We start from the raw sequence: 21,897 nt of genomic DNA on the forward strand, positions 1-21,897 counted from the left end.
TCGGCTCATGCAAATGAAAACGGCGCCCCCCGGCGCCGTTCAGTGTCTTTTTCCGAAAGGTTTGCCGACCTACTGATCCAGGAATGACCGCAGCTTGCGCGACCGGCTCGGGTGCTTCAGCTTGCGCAGCGCCTTGGCCTCGATTTGGCGGATACGTTCCCGCGTGACCGAGAATTGCTGGCCCACTTCCTCCAGCGTGTGGTCGGTGTTCATCCCGATGCCAAAGCGCATCCGCAGAACGCGTTCCTCGCGCGGGGTCAGGCTGGACAAGACCCGTGTCGTGGTTTCTTTCAGGTTGTCCTGAATGGCGGAATCCAGCGGCAGGATCACGTTCTTGTCCTCGATGAAATCGCCCAACTGGCTGTCTTCCTCGTCGCCGATTGGCGTTTCGAGGCTGATCGGCTCCTTGGCGATCTTCATCACCTTGCGAACCTTCTCCAGCGGCATCTGCAATTTCTCGGCCAGTTCTTCCGGCGTCGGCTCGCGACCGATCTCGTGCAGCATCTGGCGGCCGGTGCGGACCAGCTTGTTGATCGTCTCGATCATATGAACCGGGATGCGGATGGTACGGGCCTGGTCGGCAATCGACCTGGTAATGGCCTGCCGGATCCACCAGGTGGCGTATGTCGAGAACTTGTAGCCCCGGCGATACTCGAACTTGTCCACCGCTTTCATCAGGCCGATATTGCCCTCCTGAATCAGGTCCAGGAATTGCAGGCCGCGGTTGGTATATTTCTTGGCGATCGAGATCACCAACCGCAGGTTGGCCTCGACCATTTCCTTCTTGGCCTGGCGGGCTTCCTTCTCGCCCTTCTGCACCTGGTTCACGATGCGGCGGAACTCGCTGATATCCAGACCCACATACTGGCCGACCTGGGCCATATCAGCGCGCAGTTCCTCCACCTTTTCGGGGCTGCGCTCCATGAACATCTTCCAGCCACGGCCCTCTTTCTGAGCCATGTCCTCCAGCCAGTTCGGGTCAAGCTCACGGCCGCGATACTCGTCGACAAATTCCTTGCGGTTGATGCGGGCCTGGTCGGCCAGCTTCACCATCGCCGAGTCAATCTGCATGATCCGGCGGTTGATGCCGTAAAGCTGGTCGATCAGCGCTTCGATCCGGTTGTTGTGCAGGTGCAACGAATTCACTAGTTCCACGATCTCCGACCGCAGCTTCTGATAGGTCTGCTCCTGCTTGTCGGTGAACGAGCCGTCCTCGTTCAGCGTTGCCGAGATACGGCTGTCCTGCATCTCGCTCAGCTTTTCGTAATACGAGGCGATCCGGTCCAGCGTTTCCAGCACGCGCGGCTTGAGCGTGGCCTCCATAGCCGCGAGGCTCATGTTGGCCTGTTCTTCCTCGTCCTCGTCATCGTCACTGGCGATCGGGTTGCCGTCGGCGTCAAGCTCCGGTTCATCCTTGCTCTCGGACTTGTCGTTGGGGGCGCTGGACATGTTGGCCGCCTCGACCACGGTCTCGTCGCCCTCACCGTCGCCAATCTGATTGCCGAACGTGGTCTCAAGGTCGATCACGTCGCGCAACAGGATATCTTCGCCCAGAAGCTCGTCGCGCCAGATGGTGATGGCCTGGAAAGTCAGCGGGCTTTCGCACAGACCGGCGATCATCGTGTTGCGCCCGGCCTCGATCCGCTTGGCGATGGCAATCTCGCCCTCGCGGCTCAGAAGTTCGACGGAACCCATCTCGCGCAGGTACATGCGCACCGGATCATCGGTACGATCCAGCTTTTCGTCTTTGCCCGAGCCGAGTGCCACCTCGCCCTTCTTGCCAATCTCGGCAACGGCGGTGGTCTTCTGCTCTTCTTCCTCGGCTTCCTCATCCTCGATGATGTTGATACCCATCTCGCTGAGCATCGACATCACATCCTCGATCTGCTCGCTCGAGACCTGATCCGGCGGCAGCACCTTGTTGAGCTGATCGTAGGTGATAAAGCCGCGTTCGCGCGCCTCGCCGATCATCTTCTTGACGGCCGCCTGGCTCATGTCGAGCGAGATTTCGGCGTCCTGTTCGTCGGTCTTCTGATCGTCGTCGGTGTCCTTGGCGGCCATTCAGCTCTCCTGGTCCCAATAGGGTGAAGGTGATTCGCTTGTCCGAATCAACATGGCGATGGGGTGATTCGCAAACCAATAACCCCTATCTGCTTAAGATTACATTCAAAGCGTTACCTATCAGACCCTTTGTTGAACCCGATCTGATCAAGCAACGCGTCGAATCGCTCCCTTTCCTCGCGGCTGACCGGGGCACCGTTCTGGCCCCGCTCGTATTCCGTTTTGTCTTCCTGCTGGCTGGTCCAGGCCCGGTTGCGCGCCTGTGCCGCCTCGCCCAGACGCCAGGTGACGGCTTCGTCGGCAACGCCAGCTATATCCTGCTCAGCTTCCCGGATTTCCGCCGCCAAACCGCGGTCGGCTTCCAGTTTCGCCAGTGTTTCGCCGACCGTCATACGAGCCAGCTCGGCATCGCCCGGACGTCTCACCGCAGGAACTAAGGCGACATGGGGAAGCGACAACAGTTTTTCAACCACGTCGAGACCCAGTTTCTCGGCCAGTTCGGCCTCCAGCGTGCCAGTCCCGCCAGGCTGATAGAACAATAGTGCATCGCGCACCGGGCCATGGTGCGGCGGGTCGCATTGCAGCCGCTCCAGATCGGCCTCGAACTCGGGCAGAATCTCGGGATTGCGAATGATCGTGGCCAACACGACGGCCTCGCGCAGATGCGTCTGCGCGGCGTCACCCGACGCCACCAGCAGTGACGATTTTGTCGTGGCCCGCACCGGCTCGATCTTCTGCCACTTGCCGCCGCGCGCCGCGAAGCCACCACCGCCTTTCGGCTTTGGCCGGAACAACTGCCAGCGCAGATCCTTGATCGCCTGTCCGTAGTGGCTGCGCAGGCTGGGGTCGCGGATCGTCATGATTTTCTCGCGCAGCGCCTTGTCCAGCGCCGCCTTGCGCTCGGGGCTGTCGAATTCGCGCCCTTCGGTCTCGCGCTGCCACAACAGGTCGACCATCGGCATGGCCTTGTCCAGCAGCGCCTGCACGGCGCCTGCGCCCTCGGCACGCAACAGGTCGTCAGGGTCCTGTCCCTCGGGCATCAGCACGAAGCGCAGCGATTTACCCGCCTCCAGCAGCGGCAGCGCCAGATCGATCACCCGGTAGGCGGCGCGCAGCCCCGCCGTATCGCCATCAAGCGCCATTATCGGCTCGTCCGCGATACGCCACAGCATCGCCAGCTGGTGTTCTGTCACTGCCGTTCCCAACGGCGCCACCGACGCGCCGAACCCGGCCTCGGCCAGCGCGATGACGTCCATGTAGCCCTCGGCCACGATCAGCGGCTGCCCCTTGCCCGCCGCCTCTCGTGCGGGGCCATGGTGATAGAGCGTGCGCGACTTGTCGAAAAGCTCGGTTTCGGGACTGTTGAGATATTTGGCGTTGTCGTCCGGGTCCATCGCCCGGCCCCCGAATGCGATACAACGCCCGCGTGGATCGCGGATCGGAAACATGATGCGGTTGCGGAACGTGTCATAGGGCTTGCCGCCCTTATTGCTCGGCTTGGCCAGCCCGCAGCCCAGGATCAGGTCGTCCTCGACGCCCTTACCTTTCAAATGATCCCACAGGTCCTGCCAGGCATCGGCGGCAAACCCGATGTCATAGCGGTCCTGAGCCGCCTCATCCAATCCACGCCCCAGCAGGTAGTCGCGCGCCGCAGCCCCCGCCCCGGACTTCAGCAGCAGGCGGAAATGGCGCACCGCCATCTCCATCACCTCGACCAGCTGCGTGCGACGGTCGGCCTTGGCCTGCGCCTGCGGGTCGCGCTCGGGGATCGGCATCCCGGCCTCCTGCGCCAGGATCTTCACCGCCTCCATGAACTCCACGTTCTCGGTCTCGCGCACGAAGGAAATCGCGTCGCCCTTCGCATGGCAGCCGAAGCAATAATAATAACCCTTGCGGTCATCGACGTGGAAGCTGGCGGTCTTTTCATGGTGAAAGGGGCATGGCGCCCACATGTCGCCCTTGCCCTGATTGGACTTGCGGTTGTCCCACATCACCTTGCGCCCCACCACTTGCACAATCGAGGTGCGGGTGCGCAGTTCGTCAAGGAATCCGGGCGGCAGGCTCATACTTCATTATATGAGCCAAGCGGATGCCCGCGCCAAGCCGGTTTGCGCATTTCAGGGCTGAAAGCCCAGGCAACCCTTGCGGTAAAGTTCGGTAATCGTCTGCTCCGCATCCGGTTTTCCCATCTCCTGCGCGTCAATCGTGAACACCCAATCGACCAGCGCCGGCACCATGGGCGTCAACCGCGCCCCGACCTTGCTTTCGCCGCCGGTCAACTCGCGTTTGATGCGCGCCGCTTCCTTGCCGGCCTTTCTGTCGATCGCGGCCATCTGGACGATCTTCGCCGTCTCTTTGCAGACGACCGTCTTGTCGACTTCCGCTGCGGCCGTCAACGGCACCGCGAGGCTCAGCGCCCCGGCCATCAACAAGGTCCTGTCAAACATCGCCCGTCCTTTCGGCAAACCCCGATAACGGCTCAACTCTGTCAACGCCCGTGCCGCGCCGCAACCCCTTCCAGTGCTGCGCCCAGCTCGTGCACCGCGGTGTGCGCGAAGGCGCGAAACACCATCACCATGTAGGTCGACTCGCCCGAACGTGTCAGCGAGGCCGCCATGTGCCCCACCTCTGTCCGCACGGTGTGCCCCACCCCGAACACACCGGGCCGCAAGTCCACCGGCGTGAGCCGCGCCAGCGCCTCGGCGGCCCTGTCGCCCTGCATCTCGATCACCGCCCACGCGTCACTCTGGTTCACCAGCGCCGCCTGCGCGGTCAGCCCGTCATCCGGCACGAGGCCGATCAGCAGGGCCTGCGCGCGCCCGAACCACAGTATGCCGCGTTCCGTCGTGCCGGTCATCCGCCCGGTCTCGGGCCAGTCCAGCGCATGCGCCGCCTCCAGCGCAGCCGCCAACGCCTCGTCCCTGCCGCGATAGGGCATCACCAGCGTCAACGGGCCGAAACCGGCCTCGCGCATCCGCACACCCGCGGTTTCCACCGGCAACAGCCGCGTTGTCGGCGTCGACGGCTTAAGTTCAACCACGCATCCGCCCTCCGTCAGGGTCGAAACCACCCGGCGCCACCACCTCGCATAGCGTTGCCGAGCCTTTCAGGTGCTCGACCATCCGCACCTGCTCACCGATCCGCGCCCGACCCCGCTCCAGAAACCCGAGGCCGATCACATGCCCCAACATTGGCGAGAAGGCGACCGAGGTGATGTAGCCTTCGTCATTCTCGCTCACCGGATCGGCTCCGGGCGCAAACAAATGCGCCCCTGCGATCAACTCCTTCACCGCGCCCACCGGCTTCAGCCCGACTAGCTGGGCGCGGTCCTCGTCCATCAACCCCGGCCGCGCTGCCATCGCCTTGCCGATGAAATCCTTCCTGTCGCTCATCATGCCCTGCATCCCGATGTCGAAGGCCGTCGTGCGCCCGTGGATCTCCGCATGGGTGATGAACCCTTTCTCGATCCGCATGACGTTGAGCGCCTCCATCCCATAAGGCCCGCCCTCAATGGCCTCTGCCCTTTCGATCAAGATATCGAAGAGCGCCGCGCCGTACCGCGCCGGGACCGCGACCTCGTATGCCAGTTCCCCCGAGAAAGAGATGCGAAAGAGGCGCCCTTCGACGCCGCCAATATGCACCGGACCGCAGGCCATGAATGGCCAATCACGGACGCCAAGGTCATGTCCGACAAGCTGCTCCAGCAATTCGCGCGATTTCGGCCCGGCCACAGCGAACTGCGCCCACTGTTCGGTCACTGAGGCAAAGCGCACATCCAGGTCGGGCCGCAGCACCTGGTGCGCGAACTCCATGTGCCGCATTACCTGCCCCGCCGCCGCCGTGGTGGTGGTGACAAGGAAATGCCGATCGCCCAGCCGCGCGCAGGTGCCGTCATCCATAACATGCCCGTCCTCGCGCAGCATCAGCCCATAGCGCACGCGGCCCACCTTCAGCGTCGACATCATGCCGGTATAAACAAAGTCCAAGAATGCACCTGCATCCGGCCCCTGCACATCGATCTTGCCCAAGGTCGAGACATCGCAGACGCCCACGTGGCCCCGCACCATCCGCACTTCGCGGTCGCAAGACTGGCGCCAGTGTGTCTCGCCCGCCTTGGGGAAATAGCTGGGCCGGTACCACAGTCCCGCCTCGATCATCGGCGCCTCACGTTCAACAGATGCCGCGTGCGAGGTGGTGAACCGCTCGGGCGCAAATCCTTTGCCTTGCGCCCCCGCTCCCATGGCAGCAATCGGCACTGGCACGTAAGGCGGGCGATAGGTGGTGGTCCCGGTCTCCGCGATCCCGCGCCCGGTGGCATCGGCCAGCACGGCAAGGGCGGCGATGTTGGAGTTCTTGCCCTGGTCCGGCGCCATGCCCTGCGTCGTGTAGCGCTTCATATGCTCGACCGAGGTGAAATTCTCCTGCGCGGCAAGCTTCACGTCCTTCACCGTCACATCGTTCTGAAAATCCAGCCATGCCCTACCCTTGCCCGGCACATGCCAAAGCGGCGAAATCTCGTACGCGCCGTCTTCCGCCTTCGGCACAGGTACGTCGGCCCCGTTCAGCCCAAGGTCGTCCGCCACCGCCTTGCCCGCGGCAATCCCGCTTACAAGGCATCCGTGAGTGGAAAAGACCCCAGTCGCCGCCCCGGCATAGCGCATCCCCGGCACAGCCCCCTCGCGCGGCAGGAAGGCCGCCAGATTGCTGTCCCATACGGGCCGCCCGCCCGTGTGACAGCTGAGATGCACGCTCGGGTTCCAGCCGCCGGACATGGCCAGCACATCCGCCTGAACCGTCTCGATCCTGTCGCCCCGCCGAAAGCTGACACTCTCCAACGCTTTGCGACCGCCGCTGCCGCAAACCTGCGCGTTCGCGTAAAATGGCACATCCAGGTCGCAGACCGCATCCGCCCGCGCGTCGATCAGCGCCGACACGTGAACGCCCGACGCCTGCAAGTCGCGCACCGTCCGGTGCCCCGCATCGCTGTTGGCAAAAACCGCCACCCGGCGTCCCGGACAGACCCGCCAGCGGTTGACATAAGCCCTCAGCGCCCCGGCCATCATCACCCCGGGCCGGTCATTGTCGGCGAAGGCCACGGGCCGTTCGATCGCCCCCGCCGCCAGCACTGCGCGTTTTGCCACGATCCGCCAGAAACACCCCTTCAGGGCGCCCCCCTGCGCCAGCCGCTCCAGTGCGCCATACGTCCCGTGGTCATAGGCACCCACCACGGCCGTTCGCGTCATCAACCGCACATTCGCCATCGCCGCCAGCCGCGCCCGCATCGCCTCGGCCCAGGCATGGCCCGGCTGTCCGTCCACCTCCTCGACCTCGGCATTGAGCCGCCCACCCAGACGCGTGTCCTCGTCGGCCAGGATCACATCCGCCCCGGCCTGCGCCGCCGTCCAGGCGGCCATCAGCCCCGCAGGGCCTGCGCCAATCACCAGCAGATCGCAATGAGCAAAGGCCCGCTCCCACTTCTCCGGGCCAGTCTCCCGCGACAGGGCCCCAAGCCCGGCAGCGCGGCGGATGACCGGCTCGTAAAGCTTTTCCCAGAACGCCTTCGGCCACATGAATGTCTTGTAGTAGAAGCCCGCTCCGAGGAACGCCGCACCGAGGTCGTTCACCGCCATCAGGTCGAACTCCACCGACGGCCACGCGTTCTGTCCGAACGCTTGCAACCCTTCGTGCAACTCCACCATCGTGGCCCGCGCGTTCGGTTCCTGCCCCGCGCCTCGCCCCAGCGTGACCAGCGCATTGGGCTCCTCGCTGCCCGCGGTAAAGATGCCGCGTGGCCGGTGATACTTGAACGACCGCGCCACCACCCGCACGTCCGCGCCCATCAGAGCCGAGGCCAGCGTGTCTCCCTCGAACCCAACGTGATGCCGCCCGTCAAAGCTGAACCCCACGCGCCGCGACCTGTCGATCAGCCCATCACCGTCCAGCCTCATCGCGCCGCCTCTTCCGCCAGCACCGCGCTCAGAACCGCATGGCTGGCCGTGTCCCGCGTCACCACGATCCAGGCGCCGCAGCCGCTCTCGTGGAACCAAAGGTCTCGCGTCTCGCCACAAGGGTTCTCGCGATTGTGCACGTAATCGTCCCACGCCTCCGCGCCCGCGCCTTCACCAGGGCGTTCCAGCGCCACCGCGTGACCGGCGTAATAGAACTCCCGGCGATCCCGGTCGCCACAAATCGGACAGGGCAGCCTCATCTCACCACCCCCGACTTTTTCTTGCCAGAAATACTCATGGCCTGACGTCCACCATATGCACCTCAGTGCAGGTTATGCTGCGCACCAGTGCCCTCCTCGTCCATCAGCCCGCGGCCGGTACGGAATCTGTCCAGCCGCAGCCGTGCCGCCGCCGCGTGCGGGCGGTCCGTCGCCACCAGGTGCGCCATGCAATGCCCCGAGCCGGGCACCGCCTTGAACCCGCCATAGCACCAGCCGCAATTGAGGTAGAGCCCCTCGACCGGCGACTTGTCGATGATCGGACTGCCATCCGGGCTCATGTCCATGATCCCGCCCCAGCTGCGCAAAACCTTTGCCTGCCCGATCATCGGCATCAGGGTCATGCCGGCCTCCATCACATGCTCCACCAGTGGCAGGTTCCCACGCGCCGCATAGCTGGCGTACATATCGAGGTCGCCACCAAAGACCAGCCCGCCCTTGTCCGACTGGCTGATATAGAAATGCCCCATTCCGAAGCTCACGACATGGTCGATGCAAGGCTTCAACCCTTCGGTCACGAAGGCCTGCAGAACATGGCTCTCGATCGGCAGGCGCATCCCGGCCATCGCCGCCACCTGGCTTGACCGGCCCGCGACGATCACGGCGACCTTCTTCGCCCGGATCGCCCCGCGCGAGGTCTGCACACCTTTGACGACACCGCCCTCGATGTCGATCCCCGTCACCGCGCAATTCTGGACAAGGTCCACGCCGCGCGCGCTCGCCCCCCGCGCATAGCCCCAGGCCACGGCGTCGTGCCGAGCCGTGCCCGCCCGCCGCTGCAAGAGTCCGCCGTAGATGGGAAACCGTGCTTGCTCGTAGTCCAGATAGGGCAGCACCTTCTTCAGTTGCGCGACGCTCAGCAATTCCGCGTCGTCACCCTGGTTGCGCATCGCGTTGCCCCGGCGGATCGCGGCGTCCCGCTGGCCGTCGGAATGAAACAGCATGATCTGCCCGCGCTGCGAATGCATCACGTTGTAATTCAACTCCTGCTCCAGCCCTTCCCAGAGCTTGAGAGAATGACTGTAGAACTCCGAGTTGCCCGGCAGGAAGTAATTCGCCCGCACGATCGTGGTGTTGCGCCCCACGTTGCCGCCGCCCAGATAGCCCTTTTCCAGCACCGCCACGTTCGTGATCCCGTGCTCCCGCGCCAGGTAATACGCGGTCGAAAGACCGTGCCCGCCGCCGCCGATGATGACCACGTCATAGGCGTCTTTCGGGCTGGCGTCGCGCCAATGCGCCTGCCAACCGCGATTGCCGGTCAGACCTTCCCTGAGGACGCGCAGCCCTGAAAACCTCATTTCGTGATCTCTCCAACGACCAGATGTCGAGTCAAGCAAGTTCCGCTGGAAACTGCAACCGGCTACGAGGTTCCCGCGCCCTCGCGCAGATGCGGAGGCACCGCCACCTGTCGCTGCTCCAGCGGAATGACTTTCACCGGCGCTATCGGTGCTCCATCGCCGCCGAGAAGCGGATTCGTTCTCGCGCGCCCACTGATCCAAGCACTGGCCATGCGGCGCAGAACCTGCAGACCAGCGCTTGCAAAGCCGCGATCGGCCTTGGGCGCCCCCCGGGCGCGCCTTGCATGTTTGGTGAAGGCCCGGCAGCGCGATGGTCCCAACCCGGACGCTGCACCCTCGAGTTCGGCCTGCCGCAGAACCACGCCAACGAAGGGCAAGTGCACCCGGGACATCGTGTTGAAGATGGGCGTGTCGCAGCACCGCGCGTGCCAGCGGTACAGCCCCTTGGGCGACAGGCGCAGGATTTCCAGATTCTCCTCCCCGGCCTCCAGGGTCAGCCGATCGGGCGTCGTCTGCCAGATCTCACTGCCCCCGCCCGGTGATAGCAAGACGTCCGCCTCGCCGAACAGAGCCGCGGCGGTCTGGCAATCCTTACAATAGCACGTCACGCGCGTGCCCGCCCCGGGAGCGGGCACCGCCAGTGTCACCTCGACCGCGCCGCAGCGGCAGGTCTTCTTCACCGTCGCGACCAATCGCCCCTTCCCTAAAGACCGGCGGCACGGTAGCTGGTGGCGACCTTGCCGATCGAAACCAGATAGGCCGCGGTGCGCAGGTCGGTCACGTCCTCGCGACCGTGCCAGGTTTCGCGCATCGACTGGTATGCCGCGCGCATCGTGTCGTCGAGGCCCGAGCGCACCAGTTCCAGTTCGCCCGCGCCGCGCAGGTACTTCTGCTTGAAATCCGGCGTCATCGACCATGCGCCTTCGAGGTGATCGTCCAGTCGGCTCAGCTCTTTCACGATGAGCTCGTGCCGCGCCTCCTCTTGTCGCCGGCCCATCCGGCCAAAGCGGATGTGGCTCAGGTTCTTGACCCATTCGAAATAGGACACCGTCACACCACCGGCGTTGGCATACATGTCGGGAATAATGACGGTGCCCTTGTTGCGCAGGATCTCGTCGGCGCCCGCCGTCACGGGGCCGTTCGCCGCCTCGATGATCAGTGGCGCCTTTATCCTGTCGGCATTTCCAAGGTTGATGACACCCTCCATCGCTGCGGGGATCAGGATGTCGCACTCCTCTTCCAGGTATTTCGATCCTGTCTTGACATAATTCCCGGACGGATAGCCATCGACGCCGCCATGCTTGGCGATCCAGTTGCGCAACTCATCGATGTTCAGGCCGTTCTCGTCGTAAAGACCGCCGTCGCGCTCGATCACCGCGATCACCTTGCAGCCGTCCTCTTCGGACAGGAACTTGGCCGCGTGATAGCCCACGTTGCCCAAGCCCTGCACGATCACGCGCTTGCCGTCCAGCGACCCGCTGAGCCCCGCCGCCTTGACGTCCTCGGGATGGCGGAAGAACTCCTGCAGTGCGTATTGCACACCTCGGCCCGTGGCCTCGGTCCGGCCCTGAATGCCACCCGCATGGACAGGTTTGCCGGTGACGCAGGCACGGGCGTTGATGTCGGTGGTGTTCATCCGGCGGTACTGGTCGGCGATCCACGCCATCTCGCGCTCGCCCGTGCCCATGTCCGGGGCGGGCACGTTCTGAGCGGGATGGATCAGGTCGCGCTTGGCCAGTTCATAGGCGAAGCGCCGCGTGATCAGCTCCAGCTCGTGCTCGTCCCATTCCAGCGGATCGAGGCACAGCCCGCCTTTCGAGCCGCCAAACGGTGCCTCGACCAAGGCGCATTTATACGTCATCAGCGCCGCAAGCGCCTCGACCTCGTCCTGGTTCACGGCCATGGAATAGCGGATGCCGCCCTTGACCGGCTCCATATGCTCGGAATGCACGCTGCGATAGCCGGTGAAGGTCTGGATCTGCCCGCGCAGCCGTACGCCGAAGCGGACCGTGTAGGTGGCGTTGCAGACCCGGATCTTCTCCTCCAGTCCCGGCGGCAGGTCCATCAGCGATACCGCGCGGTTGAACATCAGGTCCACGCTTTCGCGGAACGTCGGTTCCTTGATCGGTGCATTCATGGTCGGGTCTCCCTCTTCTGGCGCATGTGGCACGACTCCCCATAGCCTACATGCATGTCACAATGGTTACGGGATGTGCCCAGATTGTCCACCACAGATGCCGACAGCATTCCGAAGCCCACCGCAGCGTGCCGGAGCGCCGCGAAAGCCGGGTTTGTCGAGTATTTCGTAACAGTCTGGAAAATCTGAAGGATTTATCCCTTGTCGGTCACCAATGCGGCCAATTTCTTCCCGGTTTCGCCTTATTTTGACCACAGACCTTTCTGATAACAGCAGGGATTTAATCCGTTCCTGGGGCGGAAACCGTCCAAAGAGGTGCCAAAGAAATGAACGTGTCGAATTATAAATTCCGGTCGTTGCAAAGCACATGTCTGCCAACATACGCGATGGCGCGTCGCCGCGTTTCGAATTTCCGCAAGGACGAAGATGGCGCGATGATGATCCTCACGCTCTTCATCTTCATTTTCATGCTCGTTATGGCCGGCCTCGGCATCGACTCGATGCGCCACGAGATGCACCGCGCCCACCTGCAAGCGACGCTCGACTCCGCCGTTCTGGCCGGCGCTGGCGCCTCCTCCGAAGAAGAAGCCAAGCACGTGGTCGAGGATTATTTCGCCAAGGCGGGCATGTCGGAGTACCTCAATGCCATCGGCGAGGACGACATCGACATCGGCCTCAACTCGGCCTACGTGACGGCCAGCGCCCAATTCGAAATGGACACCTACCTGATGAAACTGTCGGGCGTCGACCGCCTGTCGACTGCGGCCGAGGCAACGGCAATGACGCGCGTGCCGAAACTGGAAATCGCTCTGGTCCTCGACGTGTCGAACTCGATGAACCAGAACGGCACCAACAGAAAATCCAAGATGGAGAATCTGCAAAAGGCGGCCAAGGAGTTCGTCACAACGATCCTCGAGACCACGGATCCGGGCAACGCCACGATCTCGATCGTTCCCTTCTCCACCTCCGTAACCCCCAGCCAGGATATCTACGACGCCCTGCTCGTGGACGAACGCCACGACTATTCCAATTGCCTTTGGTTCGACGAGGACGACTATGACAGCACGGCCCTCGCCACGGATGCGGCCGCGTCCGAAGATCTGTCGCTCGTGCCCATGAAGCAAGCGATTTATACCTCCCGCTTCGGCGACTTCGAGAACCTGGATTGGCCGTGGCGGTCGTGCTATACCGAGGACGGCTACCGCGTGATGCAGTTCTCGACCTCCGAGACCGACCTGCACGACAAGATCGACGAGATGATCGCCCACGGCAACACGTCCGGGGAATTGGGCGTGAAATGGGGCGCGGCCCTGCTCGACCCGTCCTTCCGTGACGTGACCGGCACCACCGTGCCCGTCGACTATTCGGACAGCGAGACGATGAAGATCATCGTGATGATGGGCGACGGCGAGAACTCCACCACCTATTTTTTCCCGCAGGACAGCAAGTATCGCGGCGAGAATTCGGATCTGTTCGAGGTCGAATACGAGGTACAGGAGTTCGATTACGCCTACTACATCTACAACGCCAACTACCGTTGGTACGGTTCGAGCAACGAATGGCGCTGCAGCCAGTGGTACGCGAACTGCAAATACAAAAGCGTCACCTACGACAACTACGTGATGCGCGATCCCGAGTACACCTATGGACCCGGTCTGCTGACCACGGTGGCCAATGTCCTGAACGGTGTCTCCGGAAGCCGGAGCTCGACCTGCCAAGGCTTGATCAATGCGGGTCATGGCTCGAACGGCTCGAAAAAGGGTTCGCCTCCCCAATCCTGGTCCGATAATGACTGCGACGCGATCGAGGACGACATCTGGGACGCCCTCATGGACGACTACATGTATCTCAACGTCGAGGACCGCACTTGGATCAACGGCACCGATTTCGTCAACCTTGATGAACTCGACGGCTTCAAAAAGCGCAAGCGCCTGAGCTGGGAAGAAGCATGGGGCCTGATGTCTCCGGAAGAGTATGGCGACCTTATCGGTATCCGCGACGCCGACAACGAATATGAAGACATGTCCTCGAACCTCAACGGCAGCAAGAAGAACACCCGGATGGACAAGGTCTGCAGCGCGGCCAAGGACAACGGCGTGGTGATCTACACGATCGGCTACGAGGTGCCCAAGGACGGCACCGCCGAGACCTCGCTGAAGAAATGCGCCACCGGATACGACCCGGTCGAGGGGAGCACCGCATACTACTACAGCGTGGACGGGCTCGATATCTCTGATGCGTTCGGCTCTATCGCCGGCAACGTGCAAGCTCTGAGGCTGACGCAATGATCACCAAGTTCAAAACGGCTTTTCGCCGCTTGATCAACGACGAGGCCGGTTCGGCAACTGTCGAATTCGTCCTGGTCTTCCCGCTCTACCTGTCGTTCATGCTGATGTCGATCGAGCTGGGTTTCGTGACGATGCGCCATACGCTGCTGGAACGCGGCCTGGACATGGCGGTGCGCGAAGTTCGCCTCGGTACCGGCACCGCGCCCCAGCACGACGACATCAAGGATCTGGTCTGCGACAACGCGTTTATGGTTCTGAACTGCAAGGAAAAGCTCCGGCTGGAAATGCGCCCGGCCAACATCTTCGCGCTGCAAACGCTGGATACGACGGCCGACTGCACCGACAAGGCCGAACCGGCCAAGCCCGTGCGCACCTTCACTCCCGGTGTCGCCAACCAGCTGATGCTGATGCGTGCCTGTTACAAGTACGAGCCCTTTTTCCCGAAGCAGTTCTTGGGTTCGGCACTTGATAAGGATGCCAGTGGCGAAGCAAAGATCGTTTCCATGACCGCCTTCGTACAGGAGCCGAACTGATGCTTATGGCCCGTCTCAAAGTTTCCCTGCGCAGCTTTCTTGAAGACACGCGCGGCTTGATCACGGTCGAAACCGTCCTGTCGATGCCGCTGCTCTTCTGGGCCATGACCGCCACCTTCGACTTCTTCGAGATCCACCGTTACAAGAGCGTTCGCGAAAAGGGCACGTTCACGATCGCGGACATGATTTCTCGCGAGACCCGCGCCGGGGGCCTGACATCCATCTATCTCGATAACGCCAAGATCCTGTTCGACGAGATCACCAATGACGACGGCGTGAACCAGATCCGCGTCTCGGTAGTGAAATACAGCGACCATAAAAAGGAGTACAGCATCGCGTGGTCCCAGGTGCGTGGCACCGGACCTTTGGTGCCGCTTACGGATGGAGACGTGAAGAACGCACACGCGAGCCTGCCGGATGTCAACCATGGCGAAGAGGTCATTCTGGTGGAATCGACTTCCAGCTACCAGCCGCTCTTCAACGTCGGTCTAGACGACGTGACCATTGGCACGCGGGTGTTCAGCGCGATCCGTTTCACAGCGCAGGTCTGCTACGAAGGGGTCTGCGGCCTGCAGAAGTGATCGCGCCTCAGACGCGGTCTGCCATCAGGGCGGCGATCATCTCGGCCATCATCTTCGATTGATGCCCGGGCGTGACCCCGCCCAGCCCGATCCGGCGTCCCATTCGCCACCAAAGCCCCGGCCGCCAGCGTGCCGGGGCCTTGGTTTTAGCCTTGAGCAGGAACCCGTTGGACGGCTTGAAGGCGAAAAGGCCGCGGTCCATCGTCTCGATATCGCCAATGGACACGATGGCCTCGCCATCGCTGCTGCGCAGGCCGTCCCGCGTCAGCTCGACCCGCTGCGCCGTGGCCCGCCGCATCGCGTCCGCCATCCAGATCGCCGCCGCGCCCAGCAGGATCAGGAACACCTGCCAGCCGATCACCGCGAAAGGCCGCGTCAGGCCGATCCAGATCAGCAATGCGCCGAGCACCGCCAGACATCCGACCCCCAGGATGCGCCTGCCGGTAGAGGCCTGCATCACCGCCAGTATCTCGTCATCATGCATCCGTCCCGCCTCCTCGCCCGGATTTCGGCCTGATAGCGCGATTGCTCCGCGCGTGCGAGAGCGAAAAGACCCGCCGGCGCCTCAGCCGCCGACCATCCGGCGCACCATGTTCCAGTAGAGCGTCTCGACCTCGTCGAGGGTCAAACGTCCTTCCTCGCGGTACCATGTGTTCACACCCGTCAGCAGGGCGATCACCGCCATCGCCGTGATCCGTGGCTCGGCCACGGTAAAGACCCCCTGTGTCGTTCCTGCCGTCAGAATATCCTGCAGCCGGGTTTCATAGGCCCCGCGCAGCGCTGTAACGGTCTCGAAATTTTCTGGCGTGAGATTGCGCAGTTCCATGTAAGAAACGAAAACGGCATCGGCCCGCTTCGTGTTGAACCGGATATGGAACCGGGCAAACGCCTCGAGCCGTGTGAAAGGATCCGCGCCTCCGGGATCCTCGGCGCACCAGGCCGCCAGCAAATCGTCCATATGCTCCTGCATCAGGTCGAAAAGAAGCGTCTGTTTATCGGGGGTATAATTGTAAAGCGCCCCGGCCTGAACGCCCACCTCCGCCGCAATCCGGCGCATCGACACCGCGGCAAAGCCGTGCTGCGCGAACAGCCGCAACGCGGCGTCACGGACCTTTGGTCCGGTGAAGTGCGAGTGGGAGCCTTGAGTGCGTGCCATGACAACTGAATAACTGAACACCCGTTCAGAAAAAAGCCCTGCTTGCCTGCACCCTGCGATCAGTGGCATGACAGTTGCACCATGCCGACACTGTGCCGACCTCCGCGCGTTTTCGCTTTCTTGCTGACCGTCACCCTGGCGGGCTGCACGCAGTTTCCCGAGTTGGATAGCGCAACTTCGGCCGAGACACGTCGCGCGCCCTATCCATCCTTGTTGCCGGTAGAAGACCTGCGCGCCCGGGTGGACGCACCACGCGTCACCGACCAGACAACCCGCGCGCTGGAGAGCCGCGTGGCGAACCTGCGCGCGCGAGCCGAGCGCCTGCGCGGAACGGTCATAGACCAGACGTCGCGTGCCCGGCTTGACCGGAAGATCACCATCGACGTTCCGCAATGAGGCAGGCCACCCCGCGCGCCCGAAATCTGCAACAGATTTCGTTCCGTTTTCTTTTCAAGAAAACGTCCGTGTAGCACGCAAAACCCGCGTTGCATGGCATAACGCAACCGGCTAAACCCCGGCCAAACCTGTCTCGATCACGTCTCAAGGATATACACATGACCACCCCCATTCGCCTCGGGATTGCCGGGCTCGGCACCGTTGGCACTGGTGTCGTCAAGATCGTCCGGCAAAAGGCCAACCTGCTGGCCGCCCGCGCCGGACGCCCCATCGAGATCACGGCCGTATCCGCAAGGACCCGTGACAAGGACCGCGGCGTGTCGCTGGCCTCGTACGATTGGGAAGATGATCCAGTCGCGCTTGCGACCCGCGATGACGTGGATGTCTACGTCGAACTCATGGGGGGCTCCGACGGCCCCGCCAAGGCCGCGACAGAAGCCGCGTTGGCCGCAGGCAAGGATGTGGTCACCGCGAACAAGGCGATGCTGGCAATGCACGGGCAAGCCCTTGCCGAACAGGCCGAGGCCGCGGGCCGCGTCCTGCGCTTCGAGGCGGCGGTAGCCGGGGGCATTCCTGTCGTAAAGGCCCTGACCGAAGGACTTGCCGGCAACGAGATCACCCGCGTCATGGGGGTGATGAACGGAACCTGCAACTATATCCTGACCCGTATGCAGGCTTCGGGTCTGCCCTATGACGATGTGTTCGAAGAGGCCAACCAACTGGGCTTTCTCGAGGCCGATCCCGAACTCGACGTGGGCGGCATCGACGCGGGCCACAAGCTGGCCATCCTCGCCTCGATCGCCTTCGGCACTCAGGTTGATTTCAACGCCGTCAGTCTCGAGGGGATCCAGAAGATCACGATCGAGGACATCAAGCAGGCCGCGGACATGGGCTACCGCATCAAGCTCCTGGGCGTCGCCCGGATGACAGGTCGCGGGCTGGAACAACGCATGTCGCCCTGCCTCGTGCCCAAGAACTCGCCGCTGGGCCAGCTCGAGGGCGGCACCAACATGGTGGTACTCGAAGGCGACGCCGTGGAGCAGATCGTTCTACGCGGCCCGGGCGCGGGCGAAGGTCCGACCGCCAGCGCGGTGATGGGCGACATCATGGATATCGCACGCGGCATCCGCATTCCTGTCTTCGGCATGCCTGCGGCCGAGCTTTCCAGCCCGGCCACCGCATGCGAGGCCGCGCCGGTGCCTTACTACCTGCGAATGGCGCTGCACGACAAACCCGGCGCGCTGGCAAAGGTGGCCACGATCCTCGGCAATGCCGGCGTTTCAATTGACCGGATGCGACAGTACCGCCACGAAGAAGACACTGCTCCGGTACTGATTGTCACCCACAAGACCGCGCCGTCGGCTCTCGTCGCCGCGCTCGAAGCGTTGTCTCAGGTGGATGTCGTCGCGTCAGCCCCTGTCGCCCTGCGCATCGAAAGCGTATGATCCGGTGACAGGCGTGCGGGCCAGAGCCGCGCGCCTGCACAGTTGGCCGGCGCTGATCTTCGAGGCCCCGGTGGCGCCACGCTGGAAGACCCGGATCAACGCCTGTTCGCAATGCCGAAACCTGCCCTGAACTCCGCCACGCCGGGCGGGGCATCGCGCCGTGCAATCGCCCTCGCCGGAAATCTATGCTTCATGTTTGCGCACGAACGCTTTAGAGAACCCTCGACCTCATTCAACCAAGGCCACGCCGCAATGTCCAAATCCGCCTCTTTCAATGACGCTCTCCTGTCACTCGCCTTGGCCCGCGTGTCGGAACAGGCTGCACTTGCCTGCCGCCCGCTGATCGGCCGCGGCGACGAGAAAGCCGCCGACCAGGCCGCCGTGAACGCGATGCGACAGGAGCTTGGCGCCATGGACATCGCCGGTACCGTGGTGATCGGCGAGGGCGAACGCGACGAGGCGCCGATGCTGTACATCGGCGAGGAAGTGGGCACCGGAAACGGTCCCGAAGTCGACATCGCGCTGGACCCGCTCGAAGGCACGACTATCACCGCCAAGGCCATGCCCAACGCGCTGACAGTCATTTCCATGGCGCCGCGTGGCACGATGTTGCATGCGCCGGACGTCTATATGGACAAACTGGCCGTCGGTCCGGGATATCCCGATGGCGTCGTCTCGCTTGACATGTCTCCCGCCGAGCGGGTGACGGCTCTGGCCAAGGCCAAGGGGGTGGAACCCTCCGAGATAACCGTCTGCGTTCTCGAACGTCCTCGTCACGAATCCACCATCGCGGAACTGCGCGCCACAGGCGCCTCCATCTTCCTCATCGGCGATGGCGATGTGGCCGGTGTCATGCATTGCGCCGACCCCGAGACGACCGGCATCGACATGTACATGGGCTCCGGCGGCGCGCCCGAGGGTGTTCTGGCGGCCGGCGCCCTGAAATGTCTCGGCGGTCAGATCTGGGGCCGGCTGCTATTCCGCAACGATGACGAGCGTGCTCGCGCCGAGAAGGCCGGCATCACCGACTTTGACCGCGTCTACACCCGTGACGAGATGGTGTCGTCCGACGTGATCTTTGCCGCGACCGGCGTCACCCAGGGTTCGCTCGTCGCGGGTCTCAAGCCGCGCGGCGACAGTATTGAAACCCAAACGCTGCTGCTGCGTTCCTCTACCGGAGAACGCCGTATCATGACTTGCCGCCATCCGATCTGAGACCGATGCTTCCTGCTCTTGTACTCATTGATTTTCAAACTGGTTTCGAAGCCGATTTTTGGGGCGCTCGCAACAATCCAGACGCGGAAGAGCGGGCGGCACAGCTGCTCTCCGCATGGCGAGAGCGCGCCGGCCCCATTTGTCACGTTCTGCACCTCAGCAAGGTGGTGGGCAGCCCGCTGCACCCAGACTCCGGCGGATGCGAATTCAAGCCCGAATTGACGCCGCTGAACGGCGAGCCAATCTTCGAAAAATCGACGAACTCCGCTTTCGTCGATCCCGCATTGCCGTCCCACCTGCAATATCTCAACGTCCCCGAGCTTGTGATCTGTGGTCTGACAACACCGCATTGCGTTTCCACCAATGTGCGGTGGGCCGACAACCTGGGCTACGATGTGACCCTTGCCCACGATGCGTGCGCGGCTTTTTCCTTTTCTGCCGATACCGGCTGGAACCCTGATCTGTCACCGATGGATCCCGAGCCCATTCATGCGACGGCCGTATCGCACCTGCACGGCGAATTCTGCAGAGCCCGCTCCGTTGCGGCGATTCTCCGCGACCTTCAATGAGCTTTCTGGGCGTCGCACGCTCTTTGACCGACCGCTGCTGGGTCGGCCCAACGCCGGCAATAGACCGGCTGGCAGAAGCAATGGCGCAAGAGACGGCACTTCCGCGCCCGCTTTGCCAGACGCTCTGCCGTCTCGACGTGGCTCCATCCGATGCCACGACCTACCTTGAGCCCAAGCTGCGCGATCTAATGCCCGACCCCCGCAGCCTCAAGGACATGGAAACCGCCGCGGCGCGCTTTCTCGCCGCGGTCGAGCGGAACGAGAAGATCGCCGTTTTCGCCGATTATGATGTCGATGGGGGCTGTTCTGCTGCCTTGCTGATCGACTGGCTTCGGCAGATGGGACGCTCCGCAACGCTTTACGTTCCCGACCGCATCGACGAGGGCTATGGGCCGAACGCTCCGGCCATGACCGAATTGGCGGCGGCCCATGACCTCATCCTGTGTGTCGATTGCGGCACGCTCAGTCATGACGCGCTTGCAGCGGTCACAAGCGCCGACGTTCTGGTCCTCGATCACCATCTGGGCGGCGAAAGCCTTCCGCCCGCATTGGCGGTCGTCAATCCGAACCGGCAAGATGAAAGCGGCGACCTGGCGCACCTCTGCGCTGCCGCCGTGGTGTTCCTCATGCTGGTCGAAGCCGGTCGCCAATTGCGCGAAGCCGGAAAACCGGGCCCGGACCTGATGGCGATGCTCGATCTGGTGGCCCTTGCCACTGTCGCGGACGTGGCGCCGCTGCGCGACGTCAATCGCGCGTTCGTGCGAACGGGCCTCGCGGTCATGGGCAAACGCCTTCGCCCCGGGCTTGTGGCGCTGTGCGATATCGGACGCGTCAATACCGCCCCGTCCTCGTATCACCTGGGCTTTGTTCTTGGCCCCCGTGTCAATGCCGGCGGCCGGGTGGGCCGCGCTGATCTCGGCGCTCGCCTGCTTGCCTGCACCGATCCGGCCGAGGCCATCTCCCTGGCCGAAAAGCTCGACGAACTGAACACCGAACGCCGCGATGTCGAAACCGTCGTTCGGGCCGCGGCGCTGGACCAAGCTGAAACCCGCGGTCTCGATGCACCACTCGTCTGGGCAGCGGGTGACGGATGGCACCCCGGCGTTGTCGGCATCGTCGCCTCGCGTCTGAAGGAAGCCACGAACCGCCCGGCCATCGTGATCGGATTCGACGGCGACGAGGGAAAGGGCTCTGGCCGATCCGTTTCGGGCGTCGACCTGGGCCACGCCATTCAACGCCTGGCCGCCGAAGGCCTTTTGCTGAAAGGCGGAGGGCACAAAATGGCAGCTGGCCTTACGGTCGCACGCGCCAACCTTGAGGCGGCTATGGACCGGCTGTCAGAATTGCTTGCGCGACAAGGCGCCGGATCGACCGGGCCGGCGGATCTTACCTTGGACGGTATTCTGATGCCCGGCGCCGCGTCCCCGGAACTGGTCAATCAAATCGAGAACGCAGGCCCCTTTGGCGCCGGCGCTCCCGGCCCGCGCTACGCGTTCCCGGACATGACGATCGGTTTCGCCAAACGCGTAGGCGAAAGCCACCTGAAGCTACGCTTCGGCGACGGCACCGGTGCGAACCTCGACGCCATAGCGTTCGGTGCCTACGATACCCTATTGGGAAAGACCCTGGAAGAGCATGGTGGCCAACGCTTTCATCTGGCGGGACGCCTCGACATAAACAGCTGGGGCGGACGTCAGACTGTCCAACTTCGCCTCGAGGACGCGGCTTTGGCGGGCTGACCAAACAGCGTACCCGACAGCTTAAACTGACTGCAAAAATATCCAAGAATTCTCTTGCGCAGCGCGCGGCTTTTTCATAGGTACTCGCTCACGCCAAGGCTTGGCCCGTTCGTCTATCGGTTAGGACGCCAGGTTTTCAACCTGGAAAGAGGGGTTCGATTCCCCTACGGGCTGCCATTTGATTTTTTATTCCCAGAAAATCAGCAGCTTAAGTCCCAAAATTGTCCCACCCGTTCAAACCGGGGCAAAAAGT

19 protein-coding genes and 1 tRNA gene are annotated in these 21,897 nt (G+C 63.1%); 9 read left to right on the forward strand and 11 right to left on the reverse strand.

What is annotated here, in order from left to right:
- Window positions 1–69: 69 nt before the first annotated feature.
- The 9 genes from rpoD to FIU89_RS14475 form a co-directional block, all read right to left on the reverse strand.
- Window positions 70–2,061 (reverse strand): RNA polymerase sigma factor RpoD, encoded by a 1,992-nt coding sequence (rpoD, locus tag FIU89_RS14435; protein ID WP_152493243.1) that lies wholly within the window; start codon window positions 2,059–2,061, stop codon window positions 70–72.
- Between the two features lie 113 nt (window positions 2,062–2,174).
- A complete protein-coding gene (gene dnaG, locus FIU89_RS14440) occupies window positions 2,175–4,127 on the reverse strand; it encodes a DNA primase (RefSeq protein WP_152493244.1) in 1,953 nt (650 codons plus the stop codon).
- Between the two features lie 51 nt (window positions 4,128–4,178).
- Entirely contained in the window at window positions 4,179–4,487 is a 309-nt protein-coding gene (locus tag FIU89_RS14445) for a hypothetical protein (protein WP_152493245.1), read from the reverse strand.
- A gap of 62 nt (window positions 4,488–4,549) precedes the next feature.
- Window positions 4,550–5,101 carry a sarcosine oxidase subunit gamma gene (locus FIU89_RS14450; RefSeq protein WP_152493246.1) on the reverse strand — a complete coding sequence of 184 codons (552 nt, stop codon included), beginning with the start codon at window positions 5,099–5,101 and terminating at the stop codon, window positions 4,550–4,552.
- The gene (locus tag FIU89_RS14455) at window positions 5,094–8,009 is read right to left on the reverse strand and encodes a sarcosine oxidase subunit alpha family protein (protein ID WP_152493247.1); all 2,916 of its coding nucleotides are present in this window, start codon (window positions 8,007–8,009) and stop codon (window positions 5,094–5,096) included. The genes FIU89_RS14450 and FIU89_RS14455 overlap by 8 nt, the downstream gene beginning before the upstream one ends.
- On the reverse strand, window positions 8,006–8,269 hold the full coding sequence (locus FIU89_RS14460) for a sarcosine oxidase subunit delta (RefSeq protein ID WP_152493248.1): 264 nt from the start codon (window positions 8,267–8,269) through the stop codon (window positions 8,006–8,008). The genes FIU89_RS14455 and FIU89_RS14460 overlap by 4 nt, the downstream gene beginning before the upstream one ends.
- Before the next feature lie 62 nt (window positions 8,270–8,331).
- On the reverse strand, window positions 8,332–9,585 hold the full coding sequence (locus FIU89_RS14465; RefSeq protein WP_152493249.1) for a sarcosine oxidase subunit beta family protein: 1,254 nt from the start codon (window positions 9,583–9,585) through the stop codon (window positions 8,332–8,334).
- 62 nt (window positions 9,586–9,647) lie between these two features.
- Window positions 9,648–10,277 carry a DUF6151 family protein gene (locus FIU89_RS14470; RefSeq protein WP_152493250.1) on the reverse strand — a complete coding sequence of 210 codons (630 nt, stop codon included), beginning with the start codon at window positions 10,275–10,277 and terminating at the stop codon, window positions 9,648–9,650.
- Between the two features lie 11 nt (window positions 10,278–10,288).
- Window positions 10,289–11,722, reverse strand: a complete 1,434-nt coding sequence (locus FIU89_RS14475; RefSeq protein WP_152493251.1) for a Glu/Leu/Phe/Val dehydrogenase — start codon at window positions 11,720–11,722, stop codon at window positions 10,289–10,291.
- 386 nt (window positions 11,723–12,108) lie between these two features.
- Here FIU89_RS14475 and FIU89_RS14480 point away from each other — a divergent pair, with 386 nt between their 5' ends.
- Genes FIU89_RS14480 through FIU89_RS14490 form a run of 3 tightly spaced genes read left to right on the forward strand, consistent with a single transcriptional unit; the run spans window position 12,109 to window position 15,124 of the window.
- Window positions 12,109–14,010, forward strand: a complete 1,902-nt coding sequence (locus tag FIU89_RS14480) for a TadE/TadG family type IV pilus assembly protein (RefSeq protein WP_172978118.1) — start codon at window positions 12,109–12,111, stop codon at window positions 14,008–14,010.
- A complete protein-coding gene (locus FIU89_RS14485) occupies window positions 14,007–14,543 on the forward strand; it encodes a TadE/TadG family type IV pilus assembly protein (protein ID WP_152493253.1) in 537 nt (178 codons plus the stop codon). Before FIU89_RS14480 ends, FIU89_RS14485 begins: the two co-directional genes overlap by 4 nt.
- Window positions 14,543–15,124: a TadE/TadG family type IV pilus assembly protein gene (locus tag FIU89_RS14490; protein WP_152493254.1), complete on the forward strand. Its 582-nt coding sequence runs from the start codon at window positions 14,543–14,545 to the stop codon at window positions 15,122–15,124. The genes FIU89_RS14485 and FIU89_RS14490 overlap by 1 nt, the downstream gene beginning before the upstream one ends.
- A 7-nt stretch (window positions 15,125–15,131) precedes the next feature.
- On the opposite strand, the gene FIU89_RS14495 is transcribed toward FIU89_RS14490, so the two are convergent.
- Window positions 15,132–15,608 carry a hypothetical protein gene (locus FIU89_RS14495; RefSeq protein WP_152493255.1) on the reverse strand — a complete coding sequence of 159 codons (477 nt, stop codon included), beginning with the start codon at window positions 15,606–15,608 and terminating at the stop codon, window positions 15,132–15,134.
- Between the two features lie 81 nt (window positions 15,609–15,689).
- The gene (locus FIU89_RS14500) at window positions 15,690–16,280 is read right to left on the reverse strand and encodes a TetR/AcrR family transcriptional regulator (RefSeq protein WP_152493256.1); all 591 of its coding nucleotides are present in this window, start codon (window positions 16,278–16,280) and stop codon (window positions 15,690–15,692) included.
- Between the two features lie 120 nt (window positions 16,281–16,400).
- Between FIU89_RS14500 and FIU89_RS14505 the strand changes: the two genes are divergently transcribed.
- The 6 genes from FIU89_RS14505 (at window position 16,401) to FIU89_RS14530 (ending at window position 21,821) form a co-directional block, all read left to right on the forward strand.
- Complete coding sequence (locus tag FIU89_RS14505; protein ID WP_254701687.1) at window positions 16,401–16,676, forward strand: hypothetical protein; 276 nt, start codon at window positions 16,401–16,403, stop codon at window positions 16,674–16,676.
- A gap of 158 nt (window positions 16,677–16,834) precedes the next feature.
- Window positions 16,835–18,121 carry a homoserine dehydrogenase gene (locus tag FIU89_RS14510; RefSeq protein WP_152493258.1) on the forward strand — a complete coding sequence of 429 codons (1,287 nt, stop codon included), beginning with the start codon at window positions 16,835–16,837 and terminating at the stop codon, window positions 18,119–18,121.
- Between the two features lie 252 nt (window positions 18,122–18,373).
- Complete coding sequence (gene glpX, locus FIU89_RS14515; RefSeq protein ID WP_152493259.1) at window positions 18,374–19,336, forward strand: class II fructose-bisphosphatase; 963 nt, start codon at window positions 18,374–18,376, stop codon at window positions 19,334–19,336.
- A 5-nt stretch (window positions 19,337–19,341) separates the two neighbouring features.
- Complete coding sequence (locus FIU89_RS14520) at window positions 19,342–19,905, forward strand: isochorismatase family protein (protein ID WP_152493260.1); 564 nt, start codon at window positions 19,342–19,344, stop codon at window positions 19,903–19,905.
- Entirely contained in the window at window positions 19,902–21,644 is a 1,743-nt protein-coding gene (recJ, locus tag FIU89_RS14525) for a single-stranded-DNA-specific exonuclease RecJ (RefSeq protein WP_152493261.1), read from the forward strand. Before FIU89_RS14520 ends, recJ begins: the two co-directional genes overlap by 4 nt.
- Before the next feature lie 102 nt (window positions 21,645–21,746).
- Window positions 21,747–21,821: transfer RNA gene (locus FIU89_RS14530), tRNA-Glu, on the forward strand.
- Window positions 21,822–21,897: the final 76 nt, after the last annotated feature.

This window comes from Roseovarius sp. THAF27 (assembly GCF_009363655.1).
Classification (GTDB): Bacteria; Pseudomonadota; Alphaproteobacteria; order Rhodobacterales; family Rhodobacteraceae; genus Roseovarius.